The organism is Kitasatospora sp. NEAU-69, from assembly GCF_057158765.1.
In genome coordinates this window covers 112,114-122,642 of the sequence record NZ_JBWXUE010000026.1, presented here as the reverse complement: position 1 = coordinate 122,642, position 10,529 = coordinate 112,114, and the positions used below count along the sequence as shown (strand labels likewise).

The 10,529-nt window shown below is 70.1% G+C and carries 11 protein-coding genes; 3 read left to right on the top strand and 8 right to left on the bottom strand.

The window, feature by feature from the left end:
- On the top strand, positions 1 to 1,509 hold a 1,509-nt coding region (locus tag AC060L_RS27375; RefSeq protein ID WP_483800951.1), incomplete at its 5' end, for an acyl-CoA carboxylase subunit beta.
- Positions 1,510 to 1,616: 107 nt separating this feature from the next.
- Complete coding sequence (locus AC060L_RS27370; RefSeq protein WP_483801602.1) at positions 1,617 to 1,829, top strand: acyl-CoA carboxylase subunit epsilon; 213 nt, start codon at positions 1,617 to 1,619, stop codon at positions 1,827 to 1,829.
- Here the strand turns inward: AC060L_RS27370 and AC060L_RS27365 are convergent.
- The 8 genes from AC060L_RS27365 to hemL all read right to left on the bottom strand — a co-directional run bounded on the left by AC060L_RS27365 (position 1,807) and on the right by hemL (position 9,622).
- Complete coding sequence (locus AC060L_RS27365) at positions 1,807 to 2,349, bottom strand: GNAT family N-acetyltransferase (RefSeq protein ID WP_483801601.1); 543 nt, start codon at positions 2,347 to 2,349, stop codon at positions 1,807 to 1,809. The two genes, AC060L_RS27370 and AC060L_RS27365, sit on opposite strands and share 23 nt — an antisense overlap.
- Before the next feature lie 101 nt (positions 2,350 to 2,450).
- Complete coding sequence (locus AC060L_RS27360; protein WP_483801600.1) at positions 2,451 to 2,870, bottom strand: hypothetical protein; 420 nt, start codon at positions 2,868 to 2,870, stop codon at positions 2,451 to 2,453.
- Positions 2,871 to 3,091: 221 nt separating this feature from the next.
- Positions 3,092 to 4,240, bottom strand: coding sequence for a c-type cytochrome biogenesis protein CcsB (ccsB, locus tag AC060L_RS27355; protein WP_483801599.1), 1,149 nt, complete (start codon positions 4,238 to 4,240; stop codon positions 3,092 to 3,094).
- Positions 4,241 to 4,243: 3 nt separating this feature from the next.
- Positions 4,244 to 6,052, bottom strand: coding sequence for a cytochrome c biogenesis protein ResB (resB, locus tag AC060L_RS27350; RefSeq protein ID WP_483801598.1), 1,809 nt, complete (start codon positions 6,050 to 6,052; stop codon positions 4,244 to 4,246).
- Positions 6,053 to 6,054: 2 nt separating this feature from the next.
- The gene (locus AC060L_RS27345) at positions 6,055 to 6,834 is read right to left on the bottom strand and encodes a cytochrome c biogenesis CcdA family protein (protein ID WP_483801597.1); all 780 of its coding nucleotides are present in this window, start codon (positions 6,832 to 6,834) and stop codon (positions 6,055 to 6,057) included.
- The gene (locus AC060L_RS27340) at positions 6,831 to 7,427 is read right to left on the bottom strand and encodes a TlpA family protein disulfide reductase (protein ID WP_483801596.1); all 597 of its coding nucleotides are present in this window, start codon (positions 7,425 to 7,427) and stop codon (positions 6,831 to 6,833) included. Before AC060L_RS27340 ends, AC060L_RS27345 begins: the two co-directional genes overlap by 4 nt.
- Positions 7,428 to 7,602: 175 nt before the next feature.
- On the bottom strand, positions 7,603 to 8,280 hold the full coding sequence (locus AC060L_RS27335) for a histidine phosphatase family protein (RefSeq protein WP_483801595.1): 678 nt from the start codon (positions 8,278 to 8,280) through the stop codon (positions 7,603 to 7,605).
- A 13-nt stretch (positions 8,281 to 8,293) separates the two neighbouring features.
- Positions 8,294 to 9,622 carry a glutamate-1-semialdehyde 2,1-aminomutase gene (hemL, locus tag AC060L_RS27330; RefSeq protein WP_483801594.1) on the bottom strand — a complete coding sequence of 443 codons (1,329 nt, stop codon included), beginning with the start codon at positions 9,620 to 9,622 and terminating at the stop codon, positions 8,294 to 8,296.
- A 408-nt stretch (positions 9,623 to 10,030) separates the two neighbouring features.
- Here hemL and AC060L_RS27325 point away from each other — a divergent pair, with 408 nt between their 5' ends.
- Positions 10,031 to 10,513 carry a hypothetical protein gene (locus AC060L_RS27325; RefSeq protein WP_483801593.1) on the top strand — a complete coding sequence of 161 codons (483 nt, stop codon included), beginning with the start codon at positions 10,031 to 10,033 and terminating at the stop codon, positions 10,511 to 10,513.
- Positions 10,514 to 10,529: the final 16 nt, after the last annotated feature.

Below are 10,529 nucleotides of genomic sequence, written 5' to 3'. Positions count from 1 at the left end.
GAGCAGGTTCGTCGTGGTCCGAGTGAGGCGGCCACCGAGGCGCAGCACGCGAAGGGCAAGTTGACGGCCCGTGAGCGGATCGATCTGCTGCTGGACGAGGGTTCGTTTCATGAGGTGGAGCCTCTGCGGCGGCATCGTGCGTCGGGTTTCGGCCTTGAGGGGAAGAAGCCGCATACCGATGGTGTGATCGTCGGGTGGGGCACGGTGCACGGGCGGACGGTGTTCACGTACGCGCATGATTTCCGGATCTTCGGGGGTGCGCTGGGTGAGGCGCATGCGCAGAAGATCCACAAGATCATGGATATGGCGATCGCGGCGGGTGCGCCGTTGGTGTCGTTGAACGATGGTGCGGGTGCGCGGATCCAGGAGGGTGTCACGGCGCTGGCCGGGTACGGCGGCATCTTCCAGCGCAACACGCGTGCGTCGGGGGTGATCCCGCAGATCTCGGTGATGCTGGGTCCGTGTGCCGGTGGCGCCGCCTACTCGCCGGCGTTGACGGATTTCGTGTTCATGGTGCGGGAGACCTCGCAGATGTTCATCACGGGTCCGGACGTGGTGCAGGCGGTGACGGGCGAGAAGATCTCGCAGAACGGTCTGGGTGGCGCGGACGTCCACTCCTCGGTCTCGGGTGTGTCGCACTTCGCGTATGACGACGAGCAGTCGTGCATCGAGGAGGTCCGCTTCCTGCTGTCGCTGCTGCCGCAGAACAACCGGGAGATGCCGCCGGCCACGCCGACCGAGGACCCGGTCACCCGTCGCTGCGACGCGCTGCTGGACTTGGTGCCGGCGGACGGCAACCGGCCGTACGACATGCGCAAGGTGATCGAGGAGGTCGTCGATCACGGCGAGTACCTGGAGATCCATGAGCGGTGGGCGACGAATGTGATCGTCGCGTTGGCGCGGATCGACGGGCACGTGGTGGGGATCATCGCGAACCAGCCGCAGTCGCTGGCGGGTGTGCTGGACATCAACGCCTCGGAGAAGGCGGCGCGGTTCGTGCAGATGTGCGACGCGTTCAACATTCCGCTGGTGACGTTGCTGGACGTGCCCGGGTTCCTGCCGGGTGTGGACCAGGAGCACGACGGGATCATCCGGCACGGCGCGAAGTTGCTGTACGCGTACTGCAACGCCACGGTGCCGCGGATCCAGCTGATCCTGCGCAAGGCGTACGGCGGGGCGTACATCGTGATGGACTCGCGCTCGATCGGCGCGGACCTGTCGTACGCGTGGCCGACGAACGAGATCGCGGTGATGGGCGCGGAGGGCGCGGCGAACGTGATCTTCCGGCGGGACATCAACGGGGCCCAGGACCCGGAGGCGATGCGCGCGCAGAAGATCAAGGAGTACAAGAGCGAGTTGATGCACCCGTACTACGCGGCCGAACGCGGTCTGGTGGACGACGTGATCGACCCGGCCGAGACCCGCGAGGTCCTCGCCGCCGCCCTGGCCATGCTCCGCACCAAGCACGCCGACCTGCCCAGCCGCAAGCACGGCAACCCGCCGATGTAGTGCGAGTCCCCCCACTCGCCGCACCGAGCACACCAGCACGCTCCGACACCACAGCTCGCACCACAGCCCAGCACCAAAGCCCAGCACCAGGGGGAGGAACCCCGACCATGACCGCTTCCGCCGAACCACTCGTCCGCGTCACCCGCGGCTCGCTCAGCGACGAGGAACTCGCCGCGCTCACCGCCGTCCTGATGGCCCGCGCGGCCGCCACCCAGCAGGCCGCCGCCGCGCTCGCCGCGGTCGAGCCGATCGCCCGCTGGCGCCGCCTGGAGCGCCGCCCGACGTACTACTCCCCCGTCAGCTGGCAGTGGGCCGCCTGACCGGCTGCTCCTCCTGCTTCTGCTGTACCTGCTCTACTCGCTGTACCGACAGCCGCTTCTCGAACCAGTGGTCCGAGTAGCGGCTGTCGTTGTACCGGGGGATCTCGCGGTAGCCGTGCCTGGCGTACAGCGCCCGCGCCTCCACCAGGTCGGCGCGGGTGTCCAGTCGCAGCACGTCCATCCCCAGCCCGCTCGCCGTGGCCTCGACGGCGGCGAGCAGCAGGCCGGCGCCGCCCCGGCCGCGCGCCTCGGGCACCAGGTACACCTTGGTCAACTCGCCCGTCCCGGGCCCCAGTCGGCGCAGCCCGATGCAGCCGACCGGACGGTTCGCCAGCCGGGCCAGCAGGAAGGCCGCCAGGCCGCCGGCGGGCTCCTCTGCCAGCGCCGCCGCGACCTCCGCCTCGTCGGCCGGGCGGCGGTAGTAGCGCTCCACCATCTCGGTCATGTACGCCCGCAGCAGGGCGGCCGACTCGGGCGCTTCGACGTCGGCGGGGGACACGGTCCAGTCAGGTGCGTTCATGGCCGGCTCGTCCCCGCAACGGACCGCCCCGGCACACGAATTATCCGCACCGGGACTGCGGGCGGCGGGGGCAGGGGCGGGGGCGGGGCGGGGACCGACGGTCAGGCGGCGACCAGGGCGGAGGGGCGACCGGCGTGCATCACGCTGAGGTTGGCGGCCAGTTGCTGCGGATCCTGGTCCAGCCAGAGGCGCAGCGCCGCGCCGAGCATCGCGCAGCCCGAGCCGAGCCGCACCCCGGTCGCCATCGCGACCTGCGCGGCGGCCGGCACCAGCAGGTCGGCCAGCGGGATCGGCAGCCAGACCGTCAGCGCGCACGGCGCCGGCGCGGCGAGCGCGGCGAGCAGCCGATAGGCGCGGGGCGTGCCGGACAGCGTCGGCAGCACGTCGAGCAGGCCGTCCGCCACCACTTCGGAGATGTCACTGCGATGACCCTGCGCGAGTCTTCGCAGTAGCGACCGCTCCGCCACGGTGATCCGGACCGTCAACATGAGCTCGTCGCTTTCCACGACTCGGCTGTCCACGGCCTGGTCTCCTTGATGCTCCCGGCACCGACATCGGTGCCTGTACGGACTACCTTGTCACGGCCGGTCGGCCACTCGACTTCTGCCCATTTACGGCGCTCCCACACCGCAGTTGCGCATTGGGCACACAGATTCCTGATGCTGTGTCAGGTCTGCTTTCGAGAGCGTCACAGGGCCGCCGCGCCGTACGCCCGGCGGCCCTTCCGGTGAACGACGTCAGATCAGCCGACGCCGGCGTACGAGTGCTTGCCGGTGACGAAGATGTTGACGCCGTAGTAGTTGAAGACGAAGCAGGCGAACGCCAGCAGCGCGAGGTACGCCGCCTTGCGGCCCTTCCAGCCGGCCGTCGCGCGGGCGTGCAGGTAGCAGGCGTAGGCGACCCAGGTGATGAAGGACCAGGTCTCCTTCGGGTCCCACTCCCAGTACTTGCCCCAGGCCGACTCGGCCCAGATCGCGCCCGCGATGATCGTGAAGGTCCACAGCGGGAAGACCATCGCGTTGATCCGGTAGGAGACCTTGTCCAGCGTCGCCGAGGCCGGCAGCCGGTCCCAGATCGAGGCCGAGGTGCCGAACGGTCCGGTGGTCTTGCCCTCGGCCAGACCCTTCTCGTACATGTCCTTGCCGACGTACAGCGCGGTGGCGATGAACGCCGCGTGGAACGCGCCGCCGCAGATGATCGCGGTGGTCACGTGGATGCCGAGCCAGTACGAGTGCAGCGCGGGCACCAGCTGCTCGGAGTCGGTGTAGAGCACGCTGGTGGCCAGGCCCAGGGTGAGCACCGCGGTCAGCACGACCGGCAGGCCGAGCCAGCGGACGTTCTTCTTCAGCGCCAGCAGGACCAGGTACGCGGAGACCGTGGAGAGCGCGAAGGCGCAGGAGAACTCGTACATGTTCCCCCACGGCCAGCGCATCACCGAGAGGCCGCGGGCCAGCACGCCGCCCGCGTTCGCCACCACGCCGAGCACGGTGAGCGAGATCGCGATCCGGCCCGCGAGGTCGCCCTTCTCGCTGGTTCCGGCCGCGCCGGGGCCGTCCACCGGGGTGTCCTCGCCGCGGCCGCTGGTGACCACGATCGCGCCGGAGCCGGCCAGCGCGGTGCGGGTCAGCGTGGTGGTGCCGCCGCCGGCCGAGGCGACCGTGACGGTCACCTTCTTGGCGGCCTTCGCCTGGCCGCGGACGGTCGCCGCCGCTGCCACGTCGGCGAGTGAGGCCTGCTCGTCCGAGCGACGGGCGACCGCGCCCTTGCTGCCGAAGGTCCACTCGAACATGTGGGCGAACATGGCGAGCAGGTACACGGCCGTGGCCGACCAGATGAGTTTGTTGGACAGGTCAGCCAGTTGGGAGTTGACCCCGGTGGCGAGGTAGGACACCGTCTACTCCTTGGTTTCCGGTTCGGCGGGCGGGGTTGCGGCGGGCACTGCGTCAGCGGGCACTGCATCAGCGGGCGCGGGCTCAGGCGTCGGATCGGCGTCCGGCTCCGGGTCTTCGTCGAGGGCCAGGTCTTCCTCAAGGGCAGGAGCGTCGTCCTGGAGGTCCACCGCCAGTTCGGCCAGCTCCTCGGCGATCTTCGCCGACTCGCTGCGGGCCAGCCCCGCGAGCTCGACCAGCGTGCGGCCGTCCGGGGTGACCACGGCACGGACCCAGATCCGGCGGCGCTGCACCATCAGCGAACCGATCAGACCGGCGATCGCGAGGATCGCGCCGGTCAGCGCGACCGCGTTGCCCGGACGGTGCGAGACGCTGAAGGTGGCCCACTGCTTGTATCCGTCGAAGGTGAGCGAGCCGTAGCCGTCCGGCAGTGCCCAGGCCTGGCCCGGCACCATCTTCACCCTGGCGGGCTGACCGTCCTGCTGGAGCTGGGTCATGTGCGTGAGGTCCAGCTGGTACACGTTCTGCGGCAGGCCGGAGTCGGTGCCCAGGTCGCCCGCGTAGGCGGTGAGCACCAGGGCCGGGGAGGCGTCGCCCGGGAAGAGCGAGCGCGGGCCCATGCTGGCGCTGAAGTTGGCCGGCGCGGTCGGCAGGAAGAAGCCCTGGAAGCCGAGCTGGACCGGCTTGCCGTCCTTCTTGCCGTAGTCGCCGACCTTCACCACGCCGGTCGAGGTCAGGTTGGTGTCCTGCGGCAGGAACGGCACCGTGTCCTGGTAGACCACGTTGCCGCTCGCGTCCCGCACCGTGATCACCGGGGCGTAGCCGTGGCCGATCAGGAAGACCTTGCTGCCGCCGATCTCCAGCGGGTGGTTGACCTGGATGTCGCCCTTGGTCAGCTTCGCGTTGTTGTCGCCCTGCCAGTAGCGGATGTGCGCGGTGAACTCGCGGGCGTTGCCGATCTGGTCACCGCTCGTCTGGTAGCTCGCGGTGAAGTTGTCCAGGTGGAAGCCGAACGGGTCGAGGTCCTCGGAGCCGTAGAACGCGCTGCCGGTGAAGTCGTCCAGCTGGGTCATCGTGTTGGAGAAGCCGTCGCCCTCGACCACCAGCTTGCCGCCGGTGCCGCTGGCCAGGCTGGCCCAGGCGAAGCCGGCCAGCAGCGCGAAGAGCGAGAGGTGGAAGAGCAGGTTGCCGACCTCGCGCAGGTAGCCCTTCTCGGCCGCCACCGCGCCGTTCGAGCTGTGCGCCCGGAACCGGCGACGGCGCAGCAGCCGCTCGGCGGCGGCCACCGCGGCCGCCGGCTCCGCGTCGGTGTGCCAGGCCGCGTAGACCGGCATCCGGGTCAGGTTGGCCGGCGCCGCCGGGGGCTGCGCGCGGATCACGCCGACGAACTGCCAGGTGCGCGGAATGATGCAGCCGGCCAGCGAGATGAAGAGCAGGATGTAGATCGCCGAGAACCAGACCGAGCTGTAGACGTTGAACAGCTGCAGCTTGTCGTAGACCGGGGCGAGCGTCTGGTGCGAGGCCTTCCAGGTCGCCACCTTGAAGGCGTTCTCGCTGGTCTGCGGAATCAGCGAACCGGGTATGGCGGCGAGCGAGAGCAGGAACAGCAGGACCAGCGCGACCCGCATCGAGGTCAGCTGGCGCCAGGTCCAGCGCAGCCAGCCGAACAGCCCTATGCCGCTCGGGCCGTCCGAATCGACCGGCGCACTGGTCAGCCGTTCGGCCGACACCTCGTCAGCCGACGGCCCGCCGCCGGCCGGCAGGTCGGCCTCGGGAACGCCGTCGGAGACGGCCTTGAGGTCGGTGTCACTCACGCTCAGATTCCGATCGAGAAGTCAGCGGTGGCGTACTGGAGCTGGTTGACCAGGTATTCCCAGCCACCGGTGATCAGCAGGACGCCGACGGCGACCAGCATGGCGCCGCCGATCCGCATGACCCACTGGTAATGCCGCTTGATGAAGCCGAAAGCACCCATCGCCCGCCGGAAGGCGAGCGCGGCCAGAACGAACGGTACGCCCAGACCGAAGCAGTACACGGCCATCAGGAACGCGCCACGGCCGGCACTGGCCTGGTTGATGGACAGCGAGAGCAGCGAGCTGAGCGTCGGGCCGATGCACGGCGTCCAGCCGACGCCGAAGACCGCACCGAGCAGCGGGGCACCGACCAGGCCGATCACCGGCCGGCGGTGCGAGCGCACCTCCCGGGTGCTGAACCCCGGCAGCACGCCCATGAACGCCAGGCCCATCAGCACGGTCAGCGCGCCGAGCACCTCGTTGATCACCTGCTTGTGCTGCTGCAGGGTCACCCCGAACTCGCCGAACAGCGCACCGCCGGAGACGAAGACCGCCGAGAAGCCGAGCACGAAGAGCAGCGAGCCGAGCAGCATCCGCCCGCGCCGGCGCCCCTCGGCGTCGGCCAGGTCGGCCGCCGAGAAGCCGGTGACGTACGAGAGGTAGCCCGGGACGAGCGGCAGCACGCAGGGCGAGAAGAACGAGAGCAGGCCGGCCGCGACCGCGACCGGGACGGCCAGCAGCAGCGGACCGTTGAGCACCGTCTGGTTGTCCGACCCGATGGCCGCCAGGATCAGCGAGCTCACTTCTCCGCCAGGATCGGCGTGAGCATCGACTCCAGGTCGTCGGACGGCAGCGCCTTCATCGCCCGGGCGGCGAGGCGGCCCTCGCGGTCGATCACCACGGTGGTCGGGATCGACTGCGGGTTCAGGCTGCCCTTGGGGAACTTGAGGATCTGGGTGCCGTCCGGGTCGTACAGGCTCGGGTACGTGATGCCGTGCGTCTGCTCGAAGCGCTTGGCGTTCGTGGTGTCGGTGTCCCGGGTGTTGATGCCGAGGAACTGCACGCCCTGCCCCTGGTACTTCTGGTAGACCGCCTCCAGGCCGTCGGCCTCGGCCCGGCAGGGCGAGCACCAGGAGCCCCAGATGTTGAGCACCACGATCTTGCCCTTGTAGTCGGAGAGCGCGATCGGCTTGCTGTCGAGGTCGTTGCCGGCGATGGCCGGGGCCGGCTTGCGGTCGGCGATCGGGACGGTGTCGATGCCGCCGTTGCCGGTGACGAAACCGGCCTGCGCGTCACCACTGCCGGCGGAGCCTGAGGAACTGCACCCGGCGAGCGTGAGCACGGCGGCCACCGCGACGAGAAGGGCGGTCGGGCGGAGGCGGGACGTACCAGGCATGTGAAAAGTTTCGCATGACACTTCAGGGCTTTTCAGGGGGGTCCGCACTTGACTGTCGAACCCCCGCTGAACTGCGGCCATAAAGGATTTCTAAACGGCTCGGGAACTCCCGTGATCTTTATGGCCGGCGCCGCTGCGGCAGGTCGCCGCAGCGGCGCCGAAGAGCTTGCGGCAACTAGGCGCCGAAGCTCTTCGCCACCGGCATGTCGCCCTTGCTGCCCTTGCCGACCAGGTGCGCCGGCAGCAGGTCGCGGGCCGGCTCGCGGTAGCCGACCGAGACCAGCTTGTCGCCCTCGTACGTGAAGCTGGTCAGCGAGGCGAGCGAGCACTGCCGCTTGCGCGGGTCGTGCCAGAGCCGGCGCTTCTCGGCGAACGAGCGGGCCGTCCAGATCGGCAGCTGGTGGCTGACGCAGACCGCCTCGTGCCCGCGCGCGGCGTCCCGGGCCGCGGCCAGCGCGCCCATCATCCGCACCGCGATCTCGACGTACGGCTCGCCCCAGGACGGGCGCAGCGGGTTGGTCAGGTGCTTCCAGTAGCGCGGGTTGCGCAGCGAGCCGTCACCGACGCCGAAGGTCTTGCCCTCGAAGACGTTGTCGGCCTCGATCAGGCCCGCGTCGGCCGCGATCTCCAGGCCGTGCGACTTGGCGATCGGCGCGGCGGTCTCCTGGGCGCGCTCCAGCGGGGAGGCCACCACGTAGGTGATGTCGCGGTCCGCCAGGTGCTCGGCCACCCGGTCGGCCATCTGCCGGCCGAGCTCGGACAGGTGGTAGTCGGGCAGCCGGCCGTAGAGCACGCCCTCGGGGTTGTGCACCTCGCCGTGCCGCATGAGGTGTACGACGGTGATCTCGCTCATGGCTGACGGATCCTCAGTTCTCGGTGGGCTGGGCCTGGGCGGCCGCGCGGGCGGCGGCGGGCAGGGCGGCGGCGATCTTCTCGATCGCGCGCTCGTCGTGCGCCGCCGAGACGAACCAGGATTCGAAGGCCGACGGCGGCAGGTAGACACCGTCCGCGAGCAGGCTGTGGAAGAAGCCGGTGAACCGGAACGCCTCCTGGCGCTTGGCCGAGGCGTAGTCGGTGACCGGCTCGTCGGTGAAGAAGACCGAGAACATGTTGCCCGCCTGCTGGAGCCGGTGCGCCACGCCCTCCTTCGCCAGCGCCTCGGTGACCAGCCCGGAGACGGTGGCGGCGACCCGGTCCACGGTCGCGTACACCTCGTCGGTGCAGCCGCGCAGCTGGGCCAGCCCCGCCGCGGTGGCGATCGGGTTCCCGGAGAGCGTGCCGGCCTGGTAGACCGGGCCGGCCGGGGCCAGGTGGGCCATCACGTCGGCGCGACCGCCGAAGGCCGCGGCCGGGAAGCCGCCGCCCATCACCTTGCCGAAGGTCAGCAGGTCCGGGGCCCAGCCCTCGTGCGCCGCCTCCAGGCCGTACCAGCCGGCCTTGGAGACGCGGAACCCGGTCATCACCTCGTCGGAGACGAAGAGCGCGCCGTTCTCCCGGCAGAGCCTGGCCAGACCCGCGTTGAAACCGGGCTTCGGCGGGACCACGCCCATGTTGCCGGGCGACGCCTCGGTGATCACGGCGGCGATCTCGCCCTGGTGGAGCTTGAACGCCTCCTCGACGGCCGCCAGGTCGTTGTACGGCAGCACGATGGTGTCGCCGGCCTGAGCGCCCGTCACGCCGGGCGTGTCCGGCAGGGCGAAGGTGGCGACGCCGGAACCGGCGGCAGCCAGCAGCGCGTCCACGTGACCGTGGTAGCAGCCGGCGAACTTGACGATCTTGGCGCGGCCGGTGAAGCCGCGGGCGAGGCGGATCGCCGACATGGTCGCCTCGGTGCCGGAGGAGACCAGCCGGACCTGCTCGACCGGAGCGACCCGGGCGACGATCTCCTCGGCCAGCTCGACCTCGCCCTGTCCGGGCGTACCGAAGGAGGTGCCGCGGGTGACGGCCTGCTGGACCGCCTCGATCACGGCCGGGTTCGCGTGCCCCAGGATCATCGGACCCCAGGAGCAGACCAGGTCGACGTACTCGCGGCCGTCGGCGTCGGTCAGGTAGGGCCCGTTGCCGGAGACCATGAAGCGCGGGGTGCCCCCCACCGCGCGGAACGCACGCACCGGCGAGTTCACGCCGCCTGGAGTGACGACCGAGGCGCGCTCGAAGAGCGACTGGGACTGAGGTGCTTCATACGGGTAGCTCACGAGAACCCATCCTCTCAAACCGCTCCGCTCTCAAATCGTGTCCTTCACCTCTGCATGTCGGAGCCGATCATCTGGAACGATGATCCGTGTGATGATCCGTGTGCAGCCACGGCTCGGTCATCCCGCACACTGGAGAGCGCACCACTCGCGCCCCGGCGCGGGAGACGACCTGACGCGGAGCGGTCGAGCATGGCCGCACCAAGCTGCACAACGAGTGACATAACGGGAAAACAGGACATCCGGCGGGACACCGGAGGTCCGGGGGTCTGTCGATTCCGGCGAATTCCGGTGAGGATGGTCCGAGTGTCGAAGGAGCAGGACGGCTTCGAGGAGGCCACGGGGGCCGGCCACAAGGCTGCCCGCGCGGGCCGGGCGGGAAGGGGAAGGCGGGGTGAAGGACGGGTGGGGGTGACCTACAAGTACTTCGGCGCACCCGACCGCGCCACCGCCGCGAGGGTCCCCACCGCGCTGGGCCCCGGTGGCCTGGGCCTGGACGCCGGCGAGCTCGGCTCGCTCGGCCGCCTCGGCGACCTGATGGAGACCAGCGGCTCCCCCAACGGGCACCTCTCCACCAAGATCAAACCGGAGACCATGAGCGCCATGGTCCTCACCGGCATCCAGGGCGTCCCGCTGCACCAGGTCCCGCCGCTGGAGCTCGTCGTGCTGCACCCCGACTACGCGGTCGTCCAGCTCCCGCACACCGTCGTCGAACCGCTCCGCAAGGCCGACGACACCGAGCTCGGCGCCGCCGCCTTCATCTGGTCCACCGTCCCGGACCGCCGCGGCCCGCGCGACGCCTTCGTGATCTACCAGATGCTGCACGAGTGGCAGGACTTCGCGAACCGGCTGCACGACGCGGGGCACCAGCTGTACTGCCTGGTCTGGCCGTGACGCACGCATAGTGGTG

Bases quoted from the DNA above. Each gene is read 5' to 3' on its own strand.
- AC060L_RS27370 (WP_483801602.1), top strand. From the start codon at position 1,617: ATGACCGCTTCCGCCGAACCACTCGTCCGCGTCACCCGCGGCTCGCTC.
- AC060L_RS27365 (WP_483801601.1), bottom strand. From the start codon at position 2,349: ATGAACGCACCTGACTGGACCGTGTCCCCCGCCGACGTCGAAGCGCCC.
- AC060L_RS27340 (WP_483801596.1), bottom strand. From the start codon at position 7,427: ATGCCTGGTACGTCCCGCCTCCGCCCGACCGCCCTTCTCGTCGCGGTG.
- AC060L_RS27335 (WP_483801595.1), bottom strand. From the start codon at position 8,280: ATGAGCGAGATCACCGTCGTACACCTCATGCGGCACGGCGAGGTGCAC.